This is a genomic window from Rhizobium sp. L1K21 (genome assembly GCF_024055895.1).
Taxonomy (GTDB): Bacteria; Pseudomonadota; Alphaproteobacteria; order Rhizobiales; family Rhizobiaceae; genus Ensifer_A.
Genome location: NZ_JAMXLE010000002.1, coordinates 184,650 through 208,297 on the forward strand (window position 1 = coordinate 184,650; position 23,648 = coordinate 208,297).

General features: G+C 58.1%; 22 protein-coding genes and 1 pseudogene. 14 read left to right on the forward strand and 9 right to left on the reverse strand.

Annotation, left to right across the window (positions count from 1 at the left end):
• Positions 1 to 37: 37 nt before the first annotated feature.
• Positions 38 to 1,450 carry a short-chain fatty acyl-CoA regulator family protein gene (locus NHF56_RS13345; protein WP_252805310.1) on the reverse strand — a complete coding sequence of 471 codons (1,413 nt, stop codon included), beginning with the start codon at positions 1,448 to 1,450 and terminating at the stop codon, positions 38 to 40.
• A gap of 132 nt (positions 1,451 to 1,582) precedes the next feature.
• On the opposite strand from NHF56_RS13345, the gene NHF56_RS13350 reads away from it, so the two are divergent.
• The 14 genes and pseudogenes from NHF56_RS13350 (at position 1,583) to NHF56_RS13410 (ending at position 13,327) form a co-directional block, all read left to right on the forward strand.
• Positions 1,583 to 3,115 carry an acyl-CoA carboxylase subunit beta gene (locus NHF56_RS13350; RefSeq protein ID WP_252805312.1) on the forward strand — a complete coding sequence of 511 codons (1,533 nt, stop codon included), beginning with the start codon at positions 1,583 to 1,585 and terminating at the stop codon, positions 3,113 to 3,115.
• 9 nt (positions 3,116 to 3,124) lie between these two features.
• On the forward strand, positions 3,125 to 3,361 hold the full coding sequence (locus tag NHF56_RS13355) for a DUF4160 domain-containing protein (protein ID WP_252805314.1): 237 nt from the start codon (positions 3,125 to 3,127) through the stop codon (positions 3,359 to 3,361).
• A complete protein-coding gene (locus NHF56_RS13360; RefSeq protein WP_252805316.1) occupies positions 3,342 to 3,626 on the forward strand; it encodes a DUF2442 domain-containing protein in 285 nt (94 codons plus the stop codon). Before NHF56_RS13355 ends, NHF56_RS13360 begins: the two co-directional genes overlap by 20 nt.
• 153 nt (positions 3,627 to 3,779) lie before the next feature.
• Entirely contained in the window at positions 3,780 to 4,586 is an 807-nt protein-coding gene (locus NHF56_RS13365) for a hypothetical protein (RefSeq protein ID WP_252805319.1), read from the forward strand.
• 9 nt (positions 4,587 to 4,595) lie between these two features.
• Positions 4,596 to 4,925 carry a HigA family addiction module antitoxin gene (locus NHF56_RS13370; RefSeq protein WP_252805320.1) on the forward strand — a complete coding sequence of 110 codons (330 nt, stop codon included), beginning with the start codon at positions 4,596 to 4,598 and terminating at the stop codon, positions 4,923 to 4,925.
• Positions 4,926 to 5,183: 258 nt separating this feature from the next.
• A complete protein-coding gene (gene yghU / locus NHF56_RS13375) occupies positions 5,184 to 6,101 on the forward strand; it encodes a glutathione-dependent disulfide-bond oxidoreductase (protein WP_252805322.1) in 918 nt (305 codons plus the stop codon).
• A gap of 11 nt (positions 6,102 to 6,112) precedes the next feature.
• Complete coding sequence (locus NHF56_RS13380) at positions 6,113 to 6,490, forward strand: hypothetical protein (RefSeq protein WP_252805324.1); 378 nt, start codon at positions 6,113 to 6,115, stop codon at positions 6,488 to 6,490.
• On the forward strand, positions 6,490 to 6,921 hold the full coding sequence (locus NHF56_RS13385; RefSeq protein WP_252805326.1) for an N-acetyltransferase: 432 nt from the start codon (positions 6,490 to 6,492) through the stop codon (positions 6,919 to 6,921). Before NHF56_RS13380 ends, NHF56_RS13385 begins: the two co-directional genes overlap by 1 nt.
• Entirely contained in the window at positions 6,918 to 7,622 is a 705-nt protein-coding gene (gene queC, locus NHF56_RS13390; protein WP_252805328.1) for a 7-cyano-7-deazaguanine synthase QueC, read from the forward strand. Before NHF56_RS13385 ends, queC begins: the two co-directional genes overlap by 4 nt.
• A complete protein-coding gene (locus NHF56_RS13395; protein WP_252805330.1) occupies positions 7,622 to 8,227 on the forward strand; it encodes a lipopolysaccharide assembly protein LapB in 606 nt (201 codons plus the stop codon). Before queC ends, NHF56_RS13395 begins: the two co-directional genes overlap by 1 nt.
• Positions 8,228 to 8,249: 22 nt before the next feature.
• Positions 8,250 to 9,621, forward strand: a pseudogene (locus tag NHF56_RS13400) (acetyl/propionyl/methylcrotonyl-CoA carboxylase subunit alpha); the annotation flags it as partial.
• Between the two features lie 80 nt (positions 9,622 to 9,701).
• Entirely contained in the window at positions 9,702 to 10,253 is a 552-nt protein-coding gene (locus NHF56_RS21035) for a biotin/lipoyl-containing protein (RefSeq protein ID WP_373456313.1), read from the forward strand.
• 115 nt (positions 10,254 to 10,368) lie between these two features.
• Complete coding sequence (gene scpA / locus NHF56_RS13405) at positions 10,369 to 12,507, forward strand: methylmalonyl-CoA mutase (RefSeq protein ID WP_252805334.1); 2,139 nt, start codon at positions 10,369 to 10,371, stop codon at positions 12,505 to 12,507.
• Positions 12,508 to 12,538: 31 nt separating this feature from the next.
• Complete coding sequence (locus tag NHF56_RS13410; RefSeq protein WP_252805336.1) at positions 12,539 to 13,327, forward strand: hypothetical protein; 789 nt, start codon at positions 12,539 to 12,541, stop codon at positions 13,325 to 13,327.
• Between the two features lie 1,137 nt (positions 13,328 to 14,464).
• Here the strand turns inward: NHF56_RS13410 and NHF56_RS13415 are convergent.
• From NHF56_RS13415 to phoR, 8 genes are all read right to left on the reverse strand, one after another.
• Positions 14,465 to 14,764, reverse strand: coding sequence for a GIY-YIG nuclease family protein (locus NHF56_RS13415; RefSeq protein ID WP_252805338.1), 300 nt, complete (start codon positions 14,762 to 14,764; stop codon positions 14,465 to 14,467).
• 1,139 nt (positions 14,765 to 15,903) lie between these two features.
• Complete coding sequence (phoB, locus tag NHF56_RS13420; RefSeq protein WP_252805340.1) at positions 15,904 to 16,587, reverse strand: phosphate regulon transcriptional regulator PhoB; 684 nt, start codon at positions 16,585 to 16,587, stop codon at positions 15,904 to 15,906.
• Positions 16,588 to 16,617: 30 nt separating this feature from the next.
• Entirely contained in the window at positions 16,618 to 17,334 is a 717-nt protein-coding gene (gene phoU, locus NHF56_RS13425; RefSeq protein ID WP_252805343.1) for a phosphate signaling complex protein PhoU, read from the reverse strand.
• A 45-nt stretch (positions 17,335 to 17,379) separates the two neighbouring features.
• A complete protein-coding gene (gene pstB, locus NHF56_RS13430) occupies positions 17,380 to 18,141 on the reverse strand; it encodes a phosphate ABC transporter ATP-binding protein PstB (RefSeq protein WP_252805922.1) in 762 nt (253 codons plus the stop codon).
• An 81-nt stretch (positions 18,142 to 18,222) separates the two neighbouring features.
• Complete coding sequence (pstA, locus tag NHF56_RS13435; RefSeq protein ID WP_256995416.1) at positions 18,223 to 19,581, reverse strand: phosphate ABC transporter permease PstA; 1,359 nt, start codon at positions 19,579 to 19,581, stop codon at positions 18,223 to 18,225.
• Complete coding sequence (gene pstC / locus NHF56_RS13440; protein ID WP_252805345.1) at positions 19,581 to 21,041, reverse strand: phosphate ABC transporter permease subunit PstC; 1,461 nt, start codon at positions 21,039 to 21,041, stop codon at positions 19,581 to 19,583. Before pstC ends, pstA begins: the two co-directional genes overlap by 1 nt.
• Before the next feature lie 72 nt (positions 21,042 to 21,113).
• The gene (locus NHF56_RS13445) at positions 21,114 to 22,154 is read right to left on the reverse strand and encodes a PstS family phosphate ABC transporter substrate-binding protein (protein ID WP_252805348.1); all 1,041 of its coding nucleotides are present in this window, start codon (positions 22,152 to 22,154) and stop codon (positions 21,114 to 21,116) included.
• A gap of 191 nt (positions 22,155 to 22,345) precedes the next feature.
• Positions 22,346 to 23,581 carry a phosphate regulon sensor histidine kinase PhoR gene (gene phoR, locus NHF56_RS13450; protein WP_252805350.1) on the reverse strand — a complete coding sequence of 412 codons (1,236 nt, stop codon included), beginning with the start codon at positions 23,579 to 23,581 and terminating at the stop codon, positions 22,346 to 22,348.
• Positions 23,582 to 23,648 lie beyond the last annotated feature (67 nt).

A 23,648-nucleotide genomic window follows, 5' to 3' on the forward strand; every position in this document is an offset into this window, starting at 1 on the left:
GGGTTCGAAAACGCGAACTGCTCAAACAGTCTTGCCTTCAGCTCTCCAGCCGATATGGCACCATCTGCCGCTCGTTGTGATCGATCGCCAGCTTGCGCTTTAGCGGTGGAATGGCACGGCTTTCGCAATTGGCGCGCTCGCAAATGCGGCAGGATACGCCGATGGGATCGTAAGCCGCACGGGATTCGATATCGAGACCATCTGCGTAAACGAAGGTGTTGGCGTAGGAGACTTCGCAACCGAAGGCCAGCGCGAAGCTCGGCTGGTTGGCGTGATAGCCGTGCCTGCCCTTCTGCACCTGCACGGCAAGACAGAGATAGCGCACACCATCGGGTGTTTCAGCCAACTGGCGGATGATCCGGCCGGGCGTCTCGAACGCCTGATGCGCGTTCCAAAGCGGACAGGCCGCGCCAAAGCGGGCGAATTGCAGCTTGGCAGCGCTGTGCCGCTTGGTGATATTGCCGGCCCGGTCGATGCGGGCGAAAAACACCGGCACACCCTTGCGCCCCGGCTTCTGCAATGTGCTCAGACGATGGCAGACCTGCTCCAGAGACGCGCCGAAACGGGATGCCAGGAGTTCAATATCATGCCGCAATTCGCGCGCGGCCTGATGAAACATCTTGTAGGGCAGGATCAGCGCGCCGGCGAAATAGTTCTGCAGGCCCATGCGACAGATTTCGCGCGCTTCAGCCGACCGGAATGCCGTATCCTTCAGCGTCGCCTCAATGACCTCGGCCCCTGCCAGCTGCGCCACCAGATGCGCCATCTGGAAATCGCGGGTTGGCTCGTTGGCGTGGCGGCTGATCGTCAAAAGCCGTTTGGCGGGTTCATAGCGCCTGAGCGCCTCGTCGTTGACCGCGCCGCGCACGGTGCGCACCTGATGTTCACGCTCCAGATAGCGCGAAAGAAGCGCATAATTCTCTTCAAGCCCGATACCCAGACGCTCGGCAAGCGCTTCCGCCGCCACATCGATTTCGTGCAGATAGTTGTCGACGAAGTGGAAGAAATCGCGCACCTCTTCATAGGGCGTCGGCTCCACCTGCGCTGCCCCGCCCAGACGGTCGTCGAAACTCGCCACCTGTTCGCCAAGACGCCGATAGGCCTGATGACAGGTAATCAGCGCGTGCGCCAGCCCCGGCGCGTTTTGCGTGACGAGCTTCAGCTCCTGCACGCTCGGCGCATAATTCTCAAACAGCGTGTCGGTCAGCGCCTCCGACAGCGCCGATAAAAGCCGCTCGTTTTCACCCGAGGCCAGTTCGGAAATGTCGAGCTGGAACTTCTCTGCCAGCGACAGGAGCACGGCGGCCGAAACCGAGCGCTGATTGTTCTCGATCTGGTTGAGATAGCTTGTCGAAATGCCGATCACGCTGGCAAATTGCGCCTGCGTGAAATCATTCGCCTGCCTGATGTCGCGGACCTTGCGGCCAATGAAGAGTTTTCCCGTCGCCATTTTGCATATTCACAATTTACGTTTTGCAAATTTATAATTCTACATTCGCACACGTTCAATCATTTTCTTTGACGCTGCAATTGGTTAAGTGCATCGTTGGCGCAATCGTAAAGACCACTGCCGGGGAGTGATATGCAGGATATTCTGGAACAGCTTGAAGAACGACGCGAGCAGGCCCGTCTGGGTGGGGGCCAAAAGCGCATCGATACACAGCACCAAAAGGGCAAGCTGACGGCGCGCGAGCGGCTGGATGTTCTTCTCGATGAAGGCTCGTTTGAAGAATATGACATGTACAAGTCCCATCGCTGCACCGATTTCGGCATGCAGGACACCAAGTTTCCGGGCGATGGCGTGATTACCGGCTGGGGCACGATCAATGGCCGCCCGGTTTATGTTTTCTCCCAGGATTTCACCGTCTTCGGCGGGTCGCTCTCTGAAACGCATGCGGAAAAGATCTGCAAGATCATGGATCTCGCCGTGCAGAACGGCGCACCCGTCATCGGCCTGAACGATTCAGGCGGCGCGCGCATTCAGGAAGGCGTGGCCTCGCTTGGCGGTTATGCGGAAGTGTTCTGGCGCAATGTGCAGGCCTCCGGCGTCGTGCCGCAGATTTCCGTCATCATGGGGCCGTGTGCCGGAGGTGCTGTCTATTCGCCGGCCATGACCGACTTCATCTATATGGTGAAGGACACATCCTACATGTTCGTCACCGGGCCGGATGTGGTCAAAACCGTCACCAACGAAATCGTCACGGCCGAAGAGCTGGGCGGTGCCTCCACCCACGCGAAAAAATCCTCCGTTGCCGATGGCGCGTTTGAAAACGATGTCGAGGCGCTTCTCGAAATCCGCCGCATGTTCGATTTCCTGCCGCTGTCGAGCCGCGAAAAGCCGCCCGTCCTGCCCACCGCAGACAGGCCGGATCGCATCGAGATGGCGCTCGACACGATCATTCCGGATAACCCCAACAAGCCCTATGACATGCACGAGGTGATTGCCCGCATCGCCGATGAGGGCGATTTCTTCGAGGTGCAGAAGGACCACGCAAAGAACATTCTCTGCGGTTTCATTCGGCTCAATGGCGCAACAGTCGGCGTTGTCGCCAACCAGCCTATGGTGCTGGCGGGCTGCCTCGATATCGACAGCGCCAAGAAGTCCGCCCGTTTCGTGCGCTTCTGCGACGCCTTCAACATCCCGATCCTTACGCTTGTCGATGTTCCAGGCTTCCTGCCCGGCACGGCTCAGGAATATGGCGGCATCATCAAGCATGGCGCAAAACTCCTCTTTGCCTATGCCGAAGCCACCGTGCCGAAGGTCACCGTCATCACCCGCAAGGCCTATGGCGGCGCTTACGACGTGATGGCCTCCAAACACATCCGCGCCGACGTCAACTACGCATGGCCGACAGCCGAAATCGCCGTCATGGGTGCAAAAGGGGCGACCGAAATCCTCTACCGCTCGGAACTCGGGCAGCCTGAAAAAATCGCCGCCCGCACCAAGGAATACGAAGACCGCTTCGCCAACCCCTTCGTCGCCGCCGAACGCGGCTTCATCGACGAGGTGATCATGCCACATTCAACGCGGCGGCGCGTAGTGCGGGCGTTCGAGATGTTGAAAACAAAACAGGTGCAGGCACCGTTCAAGAAGCACGACAATATTCCGTTGTGAGGGTGGCGGATGCCGACGCTCCTGAACTGGAAGGGACACAAATTCCTGTTTTACTCGAAGGAGATCGGTGAGCCGCCACATGTTCACGTTTTGAAGGATAAAAAGCAGCTAAAAGTTTGGCTTTCCGACCTTCGCGTCGCAAGAAATGCCGGTTTTGCTGCCCACGAAGTCAATGCTATTCTGGCGGTTATCGCAGAGAATAGAGCCCAGTTTCTGGAGACCTGGAATGACTACTTTGGACATTGATGAAAAGCAGCTTCTGGTCGAAGCGGTCGAGGTTTCGGACGCCTTCATCATCTTCAAGATGGCGGATGGGCGACGCATCGAAGCGCCCTTGTGGTGGTACCCCCGGCTTCAGGCGGCCAACCCGGAGCAGCGCGCCAAATGGGAAATCCTGCCATTCGGTGACGCCGTCGGCTGGGAGGAAATCGATGAATATATCAGCGCAAAAGCCCTCATCATCGGTGGTGCCGCCCCGGGCGCAGTGCCTCCCTCGCAGGCGGCTGAATGATGGGCCGGGGATATCGCATAGAATGCGGCTTCTTCGAAGCGGTGAACTTTCTGTTTTCAACACTGCGCTTGGTGCGGGCATTTGAGATGTTGAAATCGAAGCAGGTGCAGGCACCGTTTAAGAAGCACGATAGTATTCCATTGTGAGGGTTTGATGGGGGACGAGAAGTCATTACCGATAAATGTTGATCTTGGTGCCAGCGCCAAGCTCGAAATTAAAGGAGAAATCCCGTCTTCATCAATGGGACGTCTATTTGACGCCCTCACAGATGCCATACGTCCATTTACGGAAGCCAGAGGGCTGCGCGCAGATCAAATTAGACTCCAAAGGGAAGACGTCCTTATTGAGATTGCGCGACGTGCAAGGCTGCGGCTCGAAGAAGAGGGAGAAGTTGCCCAGGCTATCCCGCTGAAGACCATGGTGCCCCTCCTAGAAAAGGCATCGCTCGAAGATCCAACGGACGAAGAAATGATCCAACGATGGGCCGACCTATTGGCCGCTGAAGCCTCAAATCCAGGTGAGAATCGTAGATGGCACATCGATACGCTAGCATCAATTGACGGCTGGCAAGCTCACTTGCTCGAAGAGATTTCCGCGCGAGAACCCGCAAGGTCATTTTTCGAAATTCAAAATTTCACGCGCGAAGCGGCAATCGAAGAATTTATGCTTACAGTCAACGATGCAGCGCGTGTGCCCAAGAGTGACGTCGTCGCGGTGCTCGAAAAGTTGCGTGGCTTTACATTGTTCTTCGATGGAGCAGATATACCCAATGCAAACGAATTTGAGTTGAAAGACTTCGATGAGGCACCCGCTTTGCTCCAATTGGATGCTTTGGGCTTAGTTTGGGTGCAAGCAACATCGTTCGTTGCAGGAGACGAACGAAGCTTTGTATTTAATGCCCAGCTCACACCATTGGGGCACAGCTTTGTTTCATTATTCAAGAGCAGCGACGTGGAGTGAGTAAGCGACATGACGAAAACTGACGGTATGCGCATGATCAAACCACCCCATGTTGGTGGTTTCGTCCGCAGTGAAATTATCGAGCCTGCCGGTTTGTCCGTGGCGGGTGCCGCTATTGTGTTGGGTGTTGCTAGACCCACATTGTCCAATTTCCTCAACGAGCATTCCAGCCTGTCCGCCGAAATGGCGCTGAGGCTTGAGAAGGCGTTCGGGGTCAGCATGGACACGTTGATGCGGATGCAATCGAACTATGACATCGCCCAAGCAAGGCTTCGGGAGGGCGAGATCAATGTGCAGCCCTACGCACCTGCATCAAGCGACCCGGTGCCGCACAGATGAACGATGTTGCAACAGGCCAAACGCCCGCGAGAGCCCCCATCCTGAGGAGGCCACAGGCCGTCTCGAAGGACGGGGGCGGGCACGCGACCCTTCGAGGCGATGCTTGCGCATCGCACCTCAGGGTGAGGCCCGAGTGCTTTGCAACATCGGGGCCATCAAAAAAATTGACCTCACAATCCCGTAACCGCCACTACGAAACACAAACCCCGGACCTACATTGAGAAACGTCAAAAACGTTTCACCAAAAGGACCCCACACATGACTGACGAAAACAAATTTCCGCCTGAGAAGAACCTGCCCGCAGGCTATGTGCCGCCGAAGGTCTGGACATGGGAGCCGGGCAATGGCGGGGCGTTTGCCAATATCAACCGTCCCATTGCTGGCCCCACGCATGACAAGGAGCTGCCGGTTGGCAAGCATCCGATCCAGCTCTATTCGCTCGGCACACCGAATGGCCAGAAGGTGACGATCCTTTTGGAAGAGCTGCTGGCGAGCGGCCATTCCGGTGCGGAATATGATGCCTGGCTCATCAAGATCAACGAGGGCGACCAGTTCGGTTCCGGCTTTGTGGATGTGAACCCGAATTCGAAAATCCCGGCCATGATGGACCATGCGCCGAAGGATGGCGGTGCGCCAATCCGGCTTTTCGAAAGCGCCTCCATGATGACCTATCTCGCCGACAAGTTCGGCGCGTTTCTGCCGTCCGACGCGCGCAAGCGTGCTGAAGTGATGAACTGGCTCTTCTGGCAGATGGGATCCGCTCCCTTCCTCGGCGGCGGTTTCGGCCACTTCTATGCCTATGCGCCGGTGAAGATCCAGTATGCCATTGACCGCTACGCCATGGAGGTAAAGCGCCAGATGGATGTGCTTAACCGTCAGCTTGCCAATCACGAGTTCATCGCGGGCGACGAATACTCCATCGCCGATATGGCCATTCTGCCCTGGTATGGTCGTCTGGCTGCCAAGGGTGCCTATGATGATGCTGGCGACTTCCTGTCGGTTGATGAATACGAGCACGTGCAGCGCTGGCGCAAGCAGCTTTATGCCCGCAAGCCGGTGGAGCGCGGCTCGATGGTCAACCGCACCTTCGGCGAGCCCTCCATGCAGCTGCACGAACGTCACGATGCCTCCGACTTCGACACGAAGACGCAGGACAAGATCGGCGACAAGAGCTAACGAGAAGACGAATGGCAAAACTCCCCGAAATGACCAAACATCGCGGCTTTCCTTCCGGTCTGCCCAAAACAGGCTGGCAGTTCACGATCCGGCGCGCCAATCCCAAAGGCATTGCCAAGATCGTGGAGCGGCCCCGCCATGTCAGCCGCGATGAAACCGAAGCGCAGGCCGATGTGGCCTTCCTGCATTCGCTCTGGCACCATTTCGGGGCTGAACCCTTCGAACGCGGCAATCTCGATGCCGGACGTCTCTCGCGCCTTTTCGGGCGCGAGGTCGTGGCTGCCGAAAAGCCATTCGACCCCGCCTCCTATCAAGCCATGCTCAAGATCAACGAAGACGTGGCCCGCAAAAACTTCCCCGAAGCTTTTGAAGACGTGCTGGAGGTTTGATGCAACCCGTCTCCTACCGCCCAGCTAAGCAGGAAGACGCGCAGTTCACCCTCAATTTGGAGGAGGCTGCAATGCGTGGCTATGCCGAGGCGCTGTGGGGTAGTTGGCGACCGAGATCAACGCTTGAGGAATTTGACCCCGAGGGCGTAGAAATCATCTTGGCGGACAAGAGCGAGATCGGCCTCAGAAAGCTGAACAGGAAAGAAGAATACCTGTTCGTTCAGAGACTTTATTTGCTCCCAGAGTTCAGACGGCGCGGGATCGGTCGGGCCGTGATTGATGATATCAAATCACGCGCAACCTCTGCCAACCTCCCAGTTCAGTTGTCGGTCTTGACGACAAATCTTGATGCAAAGCGCTTTTACGAGCGCGAGGGTTTTTCGGTGATCGCCTCCACCCCGGAACGGATCAGAATGGAGTGGCGGGCATGATTGGCGACAAGGCGCTCGTTCTGTTTTCCGGCGGACAGGATTCCGCCACCTGCCTTGCCTGGGCCTGTGCGCAGTTCGACGCGGTTGAAACGGTCGGTTTCGATTATGGTCAGAACCATCGTGTCGAGCTTGATGTGCGCCTCACCTTCCTTGAAAAATTCAAGGCGCAGTTTCCCGCCTGGGCGGACAAGCTCGGTGACGATCACATGATCGATATGGGTTTGCTGTCTGCGATTTCCGAAACGTCTCTCACCCGCGACATGGAAATCGAGATGACGGAAGCCGGGTTGCCGAACACATTCGTGCCGGGCCGCAACATTCTCTTTTTCACCGCGGCTGCCGCACTTGCCTATCGCCGCGAGGCAAAACACCTTGTTGGCGGCATGTGCGAGACGGATTATTCCGGCTATCCCGATTGCCGCGACGATACGTTGAAAAGCCTGCAGGTGACCCTCTCGCTCGGCCTCGACACGCGTCAGGTCATCCACACGCCTCTCATGTGGCTCACCAAGGCCGCCACCTGGCAGCTTGCTGAAGACCTTGGCGGCCAGCCGCTGGTCTATCTCATTTTGGAAGAAACCCACAGTTGCTATCGCGGCGACCGCACCACGCGCCATGCGTGGGGCTATGGCTGCGGCACTTGCCCCGCCTGCGAATTGCGGCGTTCCGGTTTCGAAACCTATGCGGCAGAGGCTGCGTGATGGAGAAGACGATTAGAAATCATCTCAAAAAATCCATACGGCACTTCGCTTTTGCAGGCACACTCCTGTTCAGCCTGGCTGCACCATTTGCCGCCATTGCAGCCGAAACCCCACTCTGGGAAGGGGCTGAGGTTTCGCAGGCGCAAAAGCAGGCGAGCGAGAGGCTCCTCAGCGAGACCGGCAGCCCTGAAAAGGCGGCTGAAAAGGCCATGAATGCCGGTTGGGAAAGTGTTGCGCGGCAAGACCTGGACGCAGCCATTCAACACTTCAATCTGGCCTGGCTTATCAATCCAATTGATGGCGCTGTCTATTGGGGCCTCGGCGTCGCCACCGGCATTCGCGGCGATGCGGACGCCATCGTCGACCGCTACTTTGAAAAGGCGCAGTCCATTCTCGGCGATGAGGCTCATCTGCTGGTTGATTGGGGCCGCATTTACGAGCAGCGCAACGAATACAACAAGGCGCGAGGCCATTTCGAACAGGCTGCGGCCAGCGATCCGAAAGACACCGAGCCGCATCTGGGACTGGTGCGCATCGGCCAAAAACTGGGTGACCTCGACATGGTCAAGAAACATCAAGGCATACTCTACGAGCTAAAGAAGTAGAGTTGGGAGGCATAAGGGCATCATGTTCAAGAAAATTCTGATTGCAAACCGCGGCGAGATCGCCTGCCGGGTCATCAAGTCGGCGAAGAAGATGGGCATTTCCACTGTCGCCGTTTATTCCGACGCTGACCGCAACGCCGAGCATGTGAAAATGGCTGATGAAGCCGTCCATATCGGCGCGCCGCCCGCAGCTGAAAGCTATCTTGTGGCCGACAAGATCATCGCCGCCTGCAAGCAGACCGGTGCTGAGGCCGTGCATCCGGGTTACGGGTTTCTCTCCGAGCGCGCCTCCTTCTGCGAAGCGCTGGAAAAAGAAGGCATTGTCTTCATCGGCCCCAAGGTGAAAGCCATTGAGGCAATGGGTGACAAGATCACCTCCAAGAAAATTGCCGCCGAAGCCGGTGTTTCCACTGTCCCCGGCCATATGGGCCTGATCGATGATGCCGAACATGCGGTGAAAATTGCCGGTGAAATCGGTTATCCGGTGATGATCAAGGCGTCTGCTGGCGGTGGCGGCAAGGGCATGCGCATTGCCTGGAACGATGCCGAGGCGCGCGAGGGTTTCGAGCGCTCCAAATCCGAAGCAGCCTCCTCTTTCGGCGATGACCGCATTTTCATCGAAAAATTCGTTGAAGAGCCGCGCCATATCGAAATCCAGTTGCTGGGTGATGCCCACGGCAATGTCATCTATCTCGGCGAGCGCGAATGCTCGGTCCAGCGCCGCAACCAGAAAGTCGTTGAAGAAGCCCCCTCGCCGTTCCTGGATGAAAAGACCCGTAAGGCCATGGGCGAACAGTCCGTGGCGCTTGCAAAAGCAGTGGATTACCAGAGTGCCGGTACGGTCGAATTCATCGTCGACAAGAACCGCAATTTCTACTTCCTCGAAATGAACACCCGCCTGCAGGTGGAGCATCCCGTCACCGAGTTGATTACCGGTGTCGATCTGGTCGAGCAGATGATCCGTGTCGCCTACGGCGAGAAACTGGCGCTCACCCAGAAGGATGTAAAGCTCAATGGCTGGGCGATTGAATCGCGCCTTTATGCCGAGGATCCATACCGCAACTTCCTGCCCTCCATCGGCCGCCTCACGCGCTATCGCCCGCCAGCGGAAGTTTCCGTGGGCGAAGCAAAGGTGCGCAATGATACCGGCGTCACAGAAGGGTCGGAAATCTCCATGTTCTACGACCCGATGATTGCCAAGCTCTGCACCTGGGCGCCGGATCGTCTGAAAGCCGTCGACGCGATGGCCGACGCGCTGGACCGTTTCGAGGTCGAAGGCATCGGCCACAACCTGCCTTTCCTCGCCGCCCTCATGCAGCATCCGCGCTGGCGCGAAGGTCGCCTTTCCACCGGCTTCATCGCCGAGGAATATCCCGAGGGTTTTGGCCCGGTCGAGCCGGATCAGGAAGCGCTGCATCGTTTTGCCCAGGCTGCGCTTGCGCTTTCGCGCATCGCATCCGAGCGCAATGCGGGCATTTCCGGCGCGCGCTTTTCTGTCGGCACCGGCAATGGCAAGGATAAGGTCGTGCGCATTGGCGAGACCGCCATTCCCGCCACCATCACGCATCTGGAAACCGGCTTCGGCATCAGCCTCAATGGTGGTGATGTTGCGCAGGTGGAAACGGCCTGGCAGCCTGGCGAGCAGATGGCCATCGTGACCATCGAAGGCCATGATTACGCCTTCAAGGTGCAGCCCGCGCCCGGTGGTTTCCGCATGCGCCAGCGCGGCATTGATGTGAAGGTTCAGGTCTTTGCCCCGCATGTGGCAGAGCTTGCCGCGCTCATGCCGGTCAAGCTGCCGCCGGATACATCCAACCTGCTTTTGTGCCCCATGCCCGGCCTCATTTCCTCGCTTCTGGTCGCCGAGGGCGACGAGGTGCAGGAAGGCCAGGCGCTCGCCATCGTCGAAGCCATGAAGATGGAAAACGTGCTGAAAGCTGAAAAGCGCGCGGTGATCAAGGCGGTCAAGGCCGAGGTTGGCCAGTCGCTCGCCGTGGACGAAGTGATCATGGAGTTTGAGGGCTAACCCCTTCACCCCGTCATGGTCGGGCTTGACCCGACCATCCAAACGCAAGCCCTGACGTGGATCCTCGGGTCGAGCCCGAGGATGACGGAGGGAGGGGAAACCCGGAGGAAAATCAATGACCAAGACAACACTCGAAGACTGGAAAGCCCTCGCCTCGAAGGAACTGAAAGGTGCTGATCCCGACACGCTGAATTGGGAAACGCCCGAAGGCATCACGGTCAAGCCGGTCTACACGGCTGAGGACACCGCCCAGCTCGACAACACCGACACCCTCCCCGGTTTCGAGCCATACCTTCGCGGGCCGCGCGCCACCATGTATGCGGGCCGTCCCTGGACGATCCGCCAATATGCGGGTTTCTCCACGGCGGAAGAATCCAACAACTTCTACCGCAAGGCGCTCGCCGCCGGTCAGCAGGGCGTCTCCGTTGCCTTCGATCTTGCCACCCATCGCGGTTATGATTCAGACCATCCGCGTGTGGTCGGCGATGTCGGCAAGGCGGGCGTGGCCATCGACAGCGTTGAGGACATGAAAATCCTCTTTTCCGGCATTCCGCTTGAGAAGATTTCCGTGTCCATGACCATGAATGGCGCGGTCATCCCGGTGCTTGCCTCCTTCATCGTTGCCGGCGAGGAACAGGGCGTGCCGCGCGCGCAGCTTTCCGGCACCATTCAGAACGACATTCTCAAAGAATTCATGGTGCGCAACACCTATATTTATCCGCCCGAACCCTCCATGCGCATCGTTGCCGATATCATTGAATATACGGCAGCCGAAATGCCGAAATTCAACTCCATTTCCATTTCCGGCTATCACATGCAGGAGGCGGGTGCGACGCTGGTGCAGGAGCTTGCCTTCACGCTCGCCGATGGCCGCGAATATGTGCGTGCCGCGCTTGCCAAGGGGCTGGATGTCGATGCCTTTGCCGGCCGCCTTTCCTTTTTCTTTGCCATCGGCATGAATTTCTTCATGGAGGCTTCCAAGCTGCGCGCTGCGCGTCTTCTCTGGTCGCGCATCATGAAGGAATTCAACCCGAAAAAGCCCGGCTCGCTCATGCTGCGCACGCATTGCCAGACATCGGGCGTGTCACTGGCCGAGCAGGACCCTTACAACAATATCGTGCGCACCGCTTATGAAGCCATGGCCGCAGCGCTTGGCGGCACCCAGTCGCTGCACACCAATTCCTTCGATGAGGCGATTGCCCTGCCGACGGAATTTTCAGCCCGCATTGCGCGCAACACGCAGCTCATCCTGCAGCACGAAACCGGCGTCACCAACGTCGTCGATCCGCTGGCCGGTTCCTATTATGTCGAAAGCCTCACCAACGAACTGGCCACCAAGGCCTGGGCGCTGATTGAGGAAATCGAGGCCATGGGCGGCATGACCAAGGCGGTCAATGACGGTCTGCCCAAGCGCCTGATCGAGGAAGCCGCCACCCGCAAACAGGCAGCCATTGACCGCGGCGACGAGGTGATCGTCGGCGTCAACAAATATCGCCTGGAAGAAGAAACCGCCATCGACATTCTCGACATCGACAATGCCGCCGTGCGCACCGCGCAGATCAAGCGCATTGAAGACACCAAGCGCCGCCGCGACAGCAAGGCCGTGGAGGCTGCCCTTGCCGCGCTCACCAAAGTTGCCGAAACCGGCCAGGGCAATATTCTCGCCGCTGCCGTCGAAGCGGCCCGCGCGCGCGCCACCGTCGGCGAAATTTCCGACGCCATGCGCTCGGCCTTCGGCGACCACGCCGCAGTGCCTGAAGTCGTCCACCACGTTTATGACGAGGCCTATAAGGGCGACCCCGAAATGGCCCAGCTCACCGCGCGCATCGCCGATTATGCCAAGACAAGCGGCAAGCCGAAAATCATGGTCGCCAAGCTCGGCCAGGACGGCCACGACCGCGGCGCCAAAGTCATATCCTCCGCCTTCGGCGACATCGGCTTCGACGTGCTCGCCGGTCCCCTCTTCCAGACGCCCGAGGAAGCCGCCGATCTGGCGGTGAAATCGCAAGTGCAAGTGGTGGGCATGTCATCACTGGCCGCCGGCCACAAAACGCTCGCCCCGCAGCTGATCGAGGCGCTGAAAGCCAATGGCGGCGGCGAGATCATCGTCGTCGTCGGCGGCGTTATCCCACGGCAGGATTATCAGTTCCTGTATGATGCCGGTGTGGCCGCGGTGTTCGGGCCGGGGACCAATGTGCTGGATGCGGCGCGGGCTGTGATGGATTTGGTTGAGGGTAGGAAGAGGAATGATTGAGGGGGCGAGCAACTGACTGGAGTGCCAGAACATGTCTGAAAGCGGATACTGGCGTTGGAACACCAATATAACTTGGCACTATTTTAGTTCGGTAGGAATTTCTGCTGCATCGGCTCGTGAGGCTACCAGCGAGTTTATGCGCGATCACCATATCCGAACACTCTTATATTTCTCGGAGTGCACAATTGAGTCAGCATTAAATTCAGCGAAACGCAACTCGATGTCCGGGGAACCCGAAGAAGCCATCTTTCGCACTCTGAGGTGGGGTAGCTTAAGAGACAAGGCAACTAAATGGCCTTCGGAAATTGCCGGTCGTGAAATATCGTTCGAGCCCGATTTTTGGCAATTTTTCGACCATTTCAAAAATGTTCGGAACGAAGTTACCCACCCCAAAAGGCACGACCATTCTATCTACGCGGACTTGGACAAAGCCGACCCAACGACAATTGAGAAAGCCATCGCCCGAGCTTTAGTTACTCTGTATTCAGCGCAGAAAAAACCCTGGCCCTACTGGCTTCTTAGCTGGAATTATGTTGGTTTCAATGGTGACAAAACCGCTCCTTTTGAGAGCAACAATCTAAATGGTTTCTTTCATTCGCTCCCAGCATTGGGAATTCGATGGCATGGAGCGAGCCAAATGTGTTTTGAACAGGAAGGCATGTCTACGCTGGCGAATTTCGATGAACTTGATGCCGTGATGAAAAAAGTCACACTCGATATTGAGCCGCCAAACAAAATCTTTACGGACCGCCCTCGACTTACCCGCCGTTGGTGGGATTTGTCCTTTTTGCAAAGCTGCTTCGGCTTGAGCAACAAATAAGGACCTTCCCATGCTCGCCAAGTGGCATTCACCGAAATTAAGCACGGTCCCAGCCTCACCCTGAGGTGCCGGAGCGCAAGCGCAGGCCTCGAAGGGTCAGGCTGGCCCCATGCTGTTCGAACCACCCGCCCCCGTCCTTCGAGACGGCCTTCGGCCTCCTCAGGATGAGGGCTAGTCATCGCGCGTGCCTCCAAAAGCGTGGCCAGGATTTTCTGCCGGGCTGTAATCCTCCTTTCTCCCCTTGGGGAGAAATGTCATGGACGGCACCAATTTCCCCCAGCCTCACCCTGAGGTGCCGGAGCGCAAGCGCAGGCCTCGAAGGGCGAGGCTGGCCCCATACTGTTCGAACCACCCGCCCCCGTCCTTCGAGACGGCTTACGGCCTCCTCAGGATGAGGGCTAGTCATCGCGCCTGCCTCCAAAAGCGTGGCCAGGATTTTCTGCCGGGCTGCAATCCTCCTTTCTCCCCTTGGGGAGAAATGTCACGCGCAGCGTGACAATGAGGGGTTCCCACTGCGCCCTCATGAGAACCCCTCATCCGACCCATGTTTTCTTGCGCTTGTTGGAGGCATGGCGCGGGTGGCCACCTTCTCCACAAGGAGCGAAGACCAAGGGACGGCACCAATTTTCCCCCAGCCTCATCCTGAGGTGCCGGAGCGCAAGCGCAGGCCTCGAAGGGCGAGGCTGGCCCCATACTGTTCGAACCACCCGCCCCCGTCCTTCGAGACGGCTTACGGCCTCCTCAGGATGAGGGCTAGTCATCGCGCCTGCCTCCAAAAGCATGGCTAGGACTTTCTGCAGGGCTGCAATCCTCCTTTCTCCCCTTGAGGAGAAATGTCATGCGCAGCGTGACAATGAGGGGTTCCCACGGCGTCATCATGAGAACCCCTCATCCGACCCATGTTTTCTTGCGCTTGCTGGAGGCATGGCGCGGGTGGCCACCTTCTCCACAAGGAGCGAAGACCAAGGGACGGCACCAATTTCCCCCAGCCTCACCCTGAGGTGCCGGAGCGCAAGCGCAGGCCTCGAAGGGCGAGGCTGGCCCCATACTGTTCGAACCACCCGCCCCCGTCCTTCGAGACGGCTTACGGCCTCCTCAGGATGAGGTCGGTGCAAAGCTGCCAACTCAGGATGAGGGCTACTCAACCTTCCCCATCGGCCCACGCCGCGACAAATCCGGCAGACCTTCATAATTCTGCGCAATCAACGCTTCCTTCTTGCGCCGGTTCCAGCCTTTGATCTGTCGTTCCCGCGCAATAGCATCGATGATACGGTCGTAGACTTCCATGAAAACCAGTTCCACCGGGCGGCGTTTGAAAGTGTAGCCTTGGTAGATACCTTCATTATGCTCCCAAAGCCGCGCCTCGATATTCTGCTTGGTCAGGCCAGTGTAATAAGACCCATCCCGGCACCGCAGAATATAAACCGTGACTTCCATTGCATGCCCCCAAATACAAATTTTAGGCTGTCACGGATTGTGACGTTAGGCAACAAGCTCTCAAAGGGAGGCCTGCATCGAGCACCGGCCATCCTCCAGCCTCATCCTGAGGTGGGAGCGCAGCGACCCTCGAAGGGTCAGGCTGGCCCCTATCGTGCAACAACCCGCCCTCGCCCTTCGAGACGGCCTTCGGCCTCCTCAGGGTGAGGGCTGGTCATCATGCGCCCCCGCCAAAACGGGGATAAACGCAGCCCTCAGACAAGCAAAATCAATCGCATAACTATTTTTTCATCCCCGCCCTCTCAAACCCCATCCATAATACGCCCGTCCCGCACGGATACACCACAGGGCGCTGTGGCGAGTGGGGCCGGTTCTGGGTTCGGGGGCAGACGCAGGCCTCGGATATGGGCTCTTGCCGAAGAGGCCATTGGACATTCAAACGGGAATGTTCGCACCGGGGTTTTGCAAGAAGCGGTGACCCGGCGGAGATCAGGGTAAGGCAGCCCCCTCCGACGTGCAGGCTTGGCCTGCATAAGCTAAGACACGGTTCGTGCCTTTATCTGGATACCTCTACGGAGGAGAAGGAGAACCGGGCGTTGATCACCAAGTTTGCAATTCAAAAACAACTGAAGGCGGGGCGCTTTGTGCGCATCATAAACTAACAACAATGTGGCGCACAAAACGCCCCATCCGATCCTGAATGGGGTCGAAACGAGAGAATGATGCGAAACCCGGAAGCGATCCGCTTGCCGGGGTTGGGGTGCAGAAAATGAGGGAAAGACGTTGTTTGACACCGCGCCAACCACATCCCCCGTCATCCTCGGCCTTGAGCCGAGGATCCACACACAGGCCGAAGGGTGGATGGTCGCGTCAAGCCGACCAAGACGAAGGGAGGGGACCCCCAGTCTCTTCGCCCAGAGAAGAGGAAAAGTCAGCTCGCCGCCCCTTGTCTCTGGCAAGTGCAAAACGAAGAGGGATTGATGAGGGGCAGCGCCTATGAACCGGTCGGATGGGGATGAAATAGCGGAAAGCGGATGCAAGCCAAAAGGGCTCGAAAGATCATAAGCGCATTGAAAACGCCGAGAATGCCCCTCACCCTGGTCCCGTCTCCGCAGCCAGGACGGGAAAAACGGGGCGTGTCAGCTTTCCATGGAATAGCCCGCCCCGCGTACGGTGCGGATGACGTCTTTCATGTTGGAAATGTTGAGCGCCTTGCGCAGGCGTCCGACATGGACGTCCACTGTGCGCTCATCGACATAAATGTCGTGACCCCAAACGCCATCGAGAAGCTGGGCGCGGGAAAAGACCCGGCCCGGTGCGGCCATGAAGAATTCCAGCAGGCGGAATTCGGTCGGACCGAGACGGATTTCTCGCGATTTGCGGTGTACGCGGTGGCTATCGCGATCCAGTTCGATCTCGCCGCATTTCAATACGCTGGAGAGTACTTCGGGCTTGGCGCGGCGCAGCATGGCCCGCACCCGCGCCATCAGTTCCGGGGTCGAAAACGGCTTGACGACATAGTCGTCGGCACCGGTGGACAGGCCCCGCACCCGCTCGCTTTCCTCGCCGCGGGCGGTCAGCATGATGATCGGCATGCGCTCGGTCGCACCACGCTGACGCAGGCGGCGGCAAAGCTCGATGCCGGACACGCCCGGCAGCATCCAATCGAGGATCAGAAGGTCGGGCACCTGTTCCTGAAGGCGGATGTCGGCCTCGTCCCCCCGCAGGATCGTTTCCACATCGTAGCCTTCGGCTTCAAGATTGTATCTGAGCAGAACGCTCAGGGCTTCTTCGTCTTCAACAACGGTAATTTTCGGCTGCAAAACCGTCGCTCCTTATTCGGCAGGCGGCATTCAGGCGTCGGGCGTCACGGCCACGGAAACACTGTCGTCATGCTTCGGGCGTTCACCTTCGGGCTGATAGCCGGTCGTGATGTAGTAGATCGATTCTGCAATATTGGTGGCGTGGTCGCCGATGCGCTCCAGGTTCTTCGCGCAGAAGAGCAGGTGTGTGCAGGGCGTGATATTGCGGGGATCTTCCATCATGTAGGTCAGGAGCTCGCGGAAAAGCGAGGTGTACATCGCGTCGATTTCCTCGTCGCGGTCGCGGATCGATTCCGCCTTTTGCGCCGAGCGGGTCGCGTAAACGTCCAGCACTTCCTTCAGCTGCATCAGCGCCAGTTCGGACAGATGCTCGAGACCGCGGGCCAGGGCGCGCGGCACGCCAGACTGCTGGATGGCGATCACGCGTTTGGCGTTGTTCTTGCCAAGGTCACCCACACGCTCCAGATCGGCGGCGATGCGGATGGCACCCATGATTTCGCGCAGGTCGGCGGCCATGGGCTGGCGCTTGGCGATGGTAACCACGGCCTTGTCGATGATTTCGCGCTCGGCATTGTCGAGCACGACGTCCTCGGAGATGACCTTCTGGGCGAGTGCGGCGTCGCCGGTAACGAGCGCGCGGACGGCGTCTGCGGCCATCTGCTCGGCCAGTCCGCCCATTTCCGAAATCCGGCGGGTCAGATATTTCAGCTCTTCGTCATAGGCGGATGTGATGTGCGAATTTGTCATTGCGTTTCTGCCTTTTTGAGATCACGGGTTGCGGCTGAATTCGGATCAGCCGAACCGCCCCATGATGTAATCCTGTGTGCGCTGGTCGTTCGGATTGGTGAACATCTTGTCGGTGTCGTCTTCCTCAACCAGTTCGCCAAGGTGGAACATGGCGGTGCGCTGGGAAACGCGAGCGGCCTGCTGCATGGAGTGCGTTACGATCACGATCGTGTAGTTTTCCCGCAGTTCGTGGATCAGCTCTTCCACTTTTGCAGTCGCGATCGGGTCAAGCGCCGAGCAGGGTTCGTCCATCAGAATGACTTCAGGGCTGACGGCAACGGCGCGCGCAATGCAAAGGCGCTGCTGCTGGCCACCGGAAAGGCCGGTGCCGGGCGCATCGAGGCGGTCCTTCACTTCGTTCCAGAGACCGGCTTTCTGCAGGGAGGTCGCGACAATCTCATCCATCTCGGATTTCTTGCGCGCCAGACCGTGAATGCGCGGGCCATAGGCGACGTTTTCATAAATCGTCTTGGGGAACGGGTTCGGCTTCTGGAACACCATGCCCACCTTGGCGCGCAGCTGCACCGGATCGACCTTGGGGTCGTAGACATTTTCGCCATCGATGGCGATGTCACCTTCAACGCGGCAGATATCGATCGTGTCGTTCATGCGGTTGATGCAGCGCAGGAAGGTCGACTTGCCGCAGCCCGACGGGCCGATGAAGGCGGTGACCGAGCGCGGGCGGATTTCGATATTCACGTCCTTGATGGCGTGCTTCTCGCCGTAAAACACCTGAACGTTTTTGGCGGAGATTTTCGATTCTGTCATGACGTCTGCTTTCGTCGTCGTTTTTACATTACTCATAAGCGCGTTGTTCATCGTAGCATCGTTCATGGCCATGTCTCCCCTTTACCAGCGACGCTCGAAGCGACGGCGAAGAATGATTGCAATCAGGTTCATCATAACCAGGAACACCAGGAGTACGATGATGGCACCGGATGCGCGCTCCACGAAGGCCGGGTCGCCGCGCTGGGTCCAGTTGTAAACCTGCACCGGCAGAGCCGAGGCCGGATCAAAGAAGCCCTCCGGAGGAGCGGCGGGGTATTCGCGAACGAAGGCCACCATGCCGATGAGAAGCAACGGTGCGGTTTCACCCAGCGCCTGTGCCAGACCAATGATCGTGCCGGTGAGAATGCCCGGCATCGCCAGCGGCAGAACGTGGTGGAAAATGGACTGCATTTTCGAAGCGCCGACGCCAAGGGCTGCATCGCGAATGGACGGCGGCACAGCCTTCAATGCAGCACGCGTGGCGATGATGATCGTCGGCAGCGTCATCAGGGTCAGCACCAGACCACCAACGATAGGCGCAGACTGCGGCAGGCCGGCATAGTTGATGAAGACGGCAAGGCCCAGAATACCGAAAACGATGGATGGAACGGCGGCCAGATTGGCGATGTTCACCTCGATCAAGTCGGTCAGGCGGTTTTGCGGGGCGAACTCTTCCAGATAGATCGAGGCGGCCACACCGATGGGAAGCGACAGGACCAGCACGATCAGCATCATATAGGCCGAGCCGAGGATTGCGACGCCGAGGCCGGCAGCTTCCGGACGCGTGTCGGAGGCATCAGGCGCGGTGAAGAAATCCCAGTTGAATGCGGTCGTCAAAATGCCGGCCTGTTTCAACTCGTCCGCCAGTTTGAGCTGTTCGGGGGACACGTTCTTGTCCAGCTCGGCGGACGCCATGGTCACGCGGCCCTTGTAGTATCCGTCGATACGACCCGACGCCAGAAGCTTGAAGGGAACAGTCGTGCCAATCGCGTCGATATGGGAAAGAACATAGTTGCGCAGCGTGGCCGGTGCTTCCTTGGAAATCAGTTCCGCGGCCGCCTTGGCGTTCAGACCATCGATGGAAATGCCCTCAGCTGCCATCTTCTTCTTAATCGCCTCCTGGATCAGCGGCATGTAACCGAATGTGGTTACCTTGGCGATCTCGTCAGGATTGCGATTGCCAGACTTGTCGAGCTTTGCGGCATCAAGATGAATATCGACTGCGATGTAGGTCTGCTGGAAAGAGGACAGGCCATTGCTGAGGATGGAGGCCAGGAGACCGATGAGCGCCAGGACGCCGATCATGACGGCGATCTGCCCCATACGACGGAAGCGGGCCTCTGCGGCATTGCGCTTCTTCGTGCGTTCATCGAGAACCAGCAGCGAGCCGCCAACCTGGCGCACGTTGTTGTTTGAGAGCGTTGCGGTTGCGTCGGTCATTAGTCGTATTGCTCCCGGTATTTGCGCACGATGACGAGGGCCAGAACATTGAGGCACAGAGTGAAGACAAAAAGCGTCAGACCCAGCGCGAAGGCAACGAGCGTTTCAGGGCTCGCAAATTCGGTGTCGCCCGTCAGCTGGCTGACGATCTTCACCGTCACGGTCGTCATGGCTTCCAGTGGGTTGAGGTCCATTCTGGCGGCTGCACCCGCGCCCATGACCACGATCATGGTTTCACCGATGGCACGGCTGGCGGCCAGAAGAATGGCACCCACGACGCCCGGAAGGGCGGCCGGCATGATAACCTGCTTGATGGTTTCGGACTGCGTGGCACCAAGGCCATAGGAACCGTCGCGCAGCGATTGCGGAACCGCGTTGATAATGTCGTCGGAGAGCGAACTGACAAAGGGGATCAGCATGATGCCCATGACGAGGCCGGCTGTCAGCACCGAAGACGAGGAGTTGCCAAGACCGAGCGGCTGGGCAAGCCAATCGCGCAGGAAAGGGCCAACCGTGATCAGCGCGAAGAGACCATAAACGATCGTCGGAATGCCGGCGAGAATTTCAATGGCCGGTTTGGCAAGGCTGCGGACCGTCTTGCCAGCATATTCGGCGAGATAGATGGCGATCATCAATCCAACCGGCACCGCGAAGAGAAGGGCGACGAAGGAGACGTAGATCGTGCCCCAGAGAAGCGGGATAATGCCGAGGTCAGAACCGCCGCGGAACTGCGGGTTCCAGGTCAGCGAGAAGAAAAAGTCCTTCGCCGGATACATCTGGAAGAAGTGGATCGATTCAAACAGAAGCGATGCAACGATGCCGAAGGTCGTGAGGATCGCGACCAGCGACGAGCCCATCAGCAGCGCCTTGATAAAGGATTCGCTGACGTTTCGTGCGCGCATCTCAGGACGAACGCGGCTGTAGGCGATCGCAGCGAAGACGATCGAAACCACAAGAACGGCAAAGACCATCAGGCTGGAACCGAGATGCTTGGCGTCGCGATATTCACGCGCTGCGTCAAGCACCGGAACCGGGATGTCGGAGCCCACCGCAACACCCACTTCGGCCAGACGCGAGCGTACATTGGTGAAATCGGCACGCATGCGGGAGAGCTCTTCTTCGCTCAATCCGCCCTTTTCGGCCAGCACATCCAGCCCATCGGCGATGCGGTGAACATCGGCCATGACCAGGCTGCGGGCACCGCCATCGGGAATGACACTGTCGGGGATCATCCGGCTGACGCCGGTTTCGATCAGAATTGGCTGAATGAACAGCCATGCGATCATGAGGAGAAAGGCAGGAACGGCAGCAAAAAGCGCGACCGAATGGCCGTAATAGCCAGGAAGCGAATGCAATTTGACGTTATCGCGCGCAGCAAGGGACAGGGCGCGCTGTCTTCCGAGTATGAAGCCGAGCACAGCTATGCCCAGTATGACGACGATCAGAATTCCCGCGCTCATATTTCCAACTCTTTTCCAGAAAACAAGCTGATGGCGCACCAACGCGCCACCAGCCTTCGTTCGAAACTGAACTTAGTTCAGGGGACCCATCGGGGTGCGGTTCTTGACAGCTTCCTGGGTCTTTGCGAGTTCCGGATCGGAAACCAGACCGTAAGCTGCGAGCGGGCCGTTCGGGCCAGCCATGTCGTCGGAAACGAAGAACTCAACATATTCCTGGAGGCCAGGGATCACGTCGAGGTGTGCGTTCTTGACGTAGAAGTAAAGCGGACGGGAAACCGGGTACTCGCCAGAAGCGATGGTTTCGGTCGACGGCGTTACGCCAGACATGGTTGCAACCTGAAGCTTGTCGGTGTTGTTTTCATAGAAAGACAGACCGAAAACGCCGATGCCGTTCTTGTTGGCGTCGATGCGAGCCAGCGTTTCAGTGTAGTCGCCGTCGATGTCAACAGAGACGCCGTCGGTGCGCAGCTGCATGCAAGCCTTTTCAGCAGCCTTTTCGTCGCCGTTGTTTTCAGCCTTGAGGGCTTCCAGCGTGCCGTCTTCTTCACAACCAGCAACGATCACCTTCTCGTCGAACACTTCGCGGGTGCCGTGCTTGGTGCCCGGTACGAAAGCCAGGATGTCCTGGTCAGCGAAATCAGAGTTGATTTCGTTCCACTTCTTGTAGGGGTTGTCGACGAGCTTGCCGTCTACAACAACCTTGGCAGCCAGAGCCTTGTGCCAGTCAGCCGGGGTGAACGCGAAGGACGGACCGTTGATGTCAGAGGCGAAAACGATACCGTCGTAACCGATGCGCACTTCCTGGATTTCGTTAACGCCATTGGCCTTGCAGGTGTCGATATCGGACTGCTTGATACGGGAAGAGGAGTTGGCGATGTCGATGGTGTTTTCGCCAACGCCTTCGCACAGAGCCTTACGGCCAGCGCCCGAACCGCCACCTTCAACAACAGGCGTCGGGAAATCGAAGTTTTCGCCGAATGCTTCAGCAACGATCGATGCATAAGGCAGAACCGTAGAGGAACCCTTGATCTGGATGTTGTCGCGAGCCACTGCGGCGCCGGCAAAAGCAGCAGAAGCTGCGAGCGCGGCGATGGTGATCTTAAGAGCGTTCATAAAAGTCTCCCGTTTATGGGCTTGAATTCAAAATCCGGCGGCCTGCCGCCGTTTGCCTCCTTCAGGCTAGCCATTCTCTAGCCAGTTGCAGCATACCTTTTATGTCACTTTGGTGAAACATTTGTGACATATTATCTATTTGAAATTATTATGGTATTTCTGACGTCTGCGAAGTTATGTGACTTTATATGTCAAAAACGGACCGTAAAAGCAGATCCTTCCCCCTCTTTTGAGGTCACGATCAGGCGGGCGCGGTGGCGGGTGAGGATATGTTTGACGATGGCGAGGCCGAGACCGGTGCCTTTTTTGGAGCGGCTGGCCTCCACGCTGACGCGATAGAAGCGCTCGGTAAGGCGCGGAATGTGTTCGGCGGGAATGCCCTGCCCGTAGTCGCGCACAGTGACCTCGACCGGTGTTTCACCGCCGCCGCCCAGCGTGATATCGACCTTCTTACCTTCCTGCCCGTATTTGCAGGCATTCTGGATGAGATTTTCGAAAACCTGCATCAATTCATCGCGGTCGCCGGTGACGACGACCGGGTTTTCCGGCAGGTGAAGTCTCAATTCTACGTCCAGATCATTGGCCAGATGGGTAAGCCCATCGCGGACCTGCCCGAGCAGAGGGCCGAGATCGACTTTCTCGGAGGGCGCAATATGCGCCTTCAGCTCGAGGCGCGACAGCGACAGGAGATCGTCAACCAGACGGTTCATGCGGTTGACCTGCTCCATCATGATGCCGAGGAACTTTTCCGCAGCCTTGGGGTCCTTGCGCGCCGGCCCCTGCAGCGTTTCAATGAAACCACCCACAGCAGCGAGTGGCGTGCGCAGCTCATGGCTGGCATTGGCAACAAAGTCGGAGCGCATGCGGTCCAGCCGGCGCGTTTCGGAAATGTCGCGGAAGGACAAAACAAAATAGCGCGCAACGCCACTACCTTGAACAGATGCGGCGACCTCGGCGCAATTGACGGCATAGACCTGGGTCGATGGCAGGCGTTCGGAATATTCGACCTCGGTCGATTTTCCGGCTGCAATGGTCTCGCGCACCATATCGAGTATAGCAGGCGAGCGGTTTCGCAAACTGACATGCTGGCCGACCGGCCCTTCCCCGAAGGTTTTTGCAGCCACCGGGTTTTCAAAGACAATATTCTCGCGGGCATCGAGAAGATAAAGCGGCATATCGGTGGCCGCCAATGCGCCCTTGATCCCGGCCAGCCTGTCGGCCTCGCCGGAAAAGACATCAATCTTTTCAGCGGTTTTGCGGCGGCTTGGGGCGCGGATGAGCACAGCGGCGGCGACCACCGTGGCAAAGAGAACCGAAACAGCCCAATGGACGCCCAAAACGGCAGCGGCAGTGGCGGCGAGAACGGCCAGAAGAACAATCACCCCGCCACGGCCGGAGCGTTCTTCATCGCCTGTATCGCTATCCATTCCGGCCTCGACCAATTCCACTACCTTTTGATGCCATAACACGTTTCAACACCATGCGGGAGATTTT

Bases quoted from the DNA above. Each gene is read 5' to 3' on its own strand.
- NHF56_RS13365 (WP_252805319.1), top strand. From the start codon at position 3,780: ATGGGGGACGAGAAGTCATTACCGATAAATGTTGATCTTGGTGCCAGC.
- NHF56_RS13355 (WP_252805314.1), top strand. From the start codon at position 3,125: ATGCCGACGCTCCTGAACTGGAAGGGACACAAATTCCTGTTTTACTCG.
- phoU (WP_252805343.1), bottom strand. From the start codon at position 17,334: ATGACAAATTCGCACATCACATCCGCCTATGACGAAGAGCTGAAATAT.
- NHF56_RS13345 (WP_252805310.1), bottom strand. From the start codon at position 1,450: ATGGCGACGGGAAAACTCTTCATTGGCCGCAAGGTCCGCGACATCAGG.
- NHF56_RS13410 (WP_252805336.1), top strand. From the start codon at position 12,539: ATGTCTGAAAGCGGATACTGGCGTTGGAACACCAATATAACTTGGCAC.
- phoR (WP_252805350.1), bottom strand. From the start codon at position 23,581: ATGGATAGCGATACAGGCGATGAAGAACGCTCCGGCCGTGGCGGGGTG.
- NHF56_RS13445 (WP_252805348.1), bottom strand. From the start codon at position 22,154: ATGAACGCTCTTAAGATCACCATCGCCGCGCTCGCAGCTTCTGCTGCT.
- NHF56_RS13415 (WP_252805338.1), bottom strand. From the start codon at position 14,764: ATGGAAGTCACGGTTTATATTCTGCGGTGCCGGGATGGGTCTTATTAC.
- NHF56_RS13380 (WP_252805324.1), top strand. From the start codon at position 6,113: ATGGCAAAACTCCCCGAAATGACCAAACATCGCGGCTTTCCTTCCGGT.
- scpA (WP_252805334.1), top strand. From the start codon at position 10,369: ATGACCAAGACAACACTCGAAGACTGGAAAGCCCTCGCCTCGAAGGAA.
- NHF56_RS13370 (WP_252805320.1), top strand. From the start codon at position 4,596: ATGACGAAAACTGACGGTATGCGCATGATCAAACCACCCCATGTTGGT.
- pstA (WP_256995416.1), bottom strand. From the start codon at position 19,581: ATGACCGACGCAACCGCAACGCTCTCAAACAACAACGTGCGCCAGGTT.
- queC (WP_252805328.1), top strand. From the start codon at position 6,918: ATGATTGGCGACAAGGCGCTCGTTCTGTTTTCCGGCGGACAGGATTCC.
- NHF56_RS13395 (WP_252805330.1), top strand. From the start codon at position 7,622: ATGGAGAAGACGATTAGAAATCATCTCAAAAAATCCATACGGCACTTC.
- NHF56_RS13350 (WP_252805312.1), top strand. From the start codon at position 1,583: ATGCAGGATATTCTGGAACAGCTTGAAGAACGACGCGAGCAGGCCCGT.
- yghU (WP_252805322.1), top strand. From the start codon at position 5,184: ATGACTGACGAAAACAAATTTCCGCCTGAGAAGAACCTGCCCGCAGGC.
- pstC (WP_252805345.1), bottom strand. From the start codon at position 21,041: ATGAGCGCGGGAATTCTGATCGTCGTCATACTGGGCATAGCTGTGCTC.
- NHF56_RS13385 (WP_252805326.1), top strand. From the start codon at position 6,490: ATGCAACCCGTCTCCTACCGCCCAGCTAAGCAGGAAGACGCGCAGTTC.
- pstB (WP_252805922.1), bottom strand. From the start codon at position 18,141: ATGACAGAATCGAAAATCTCCGCCAAAAACGTTCAGGTGTTTTACGGC.
- NHF56_RS13360 (WP_252805316.1), top strand. From the start codon at position 3,342: ATGACTACTTTGGACATTGATGAAAAGCAGCTTCTGGTCGAAGCGGTC.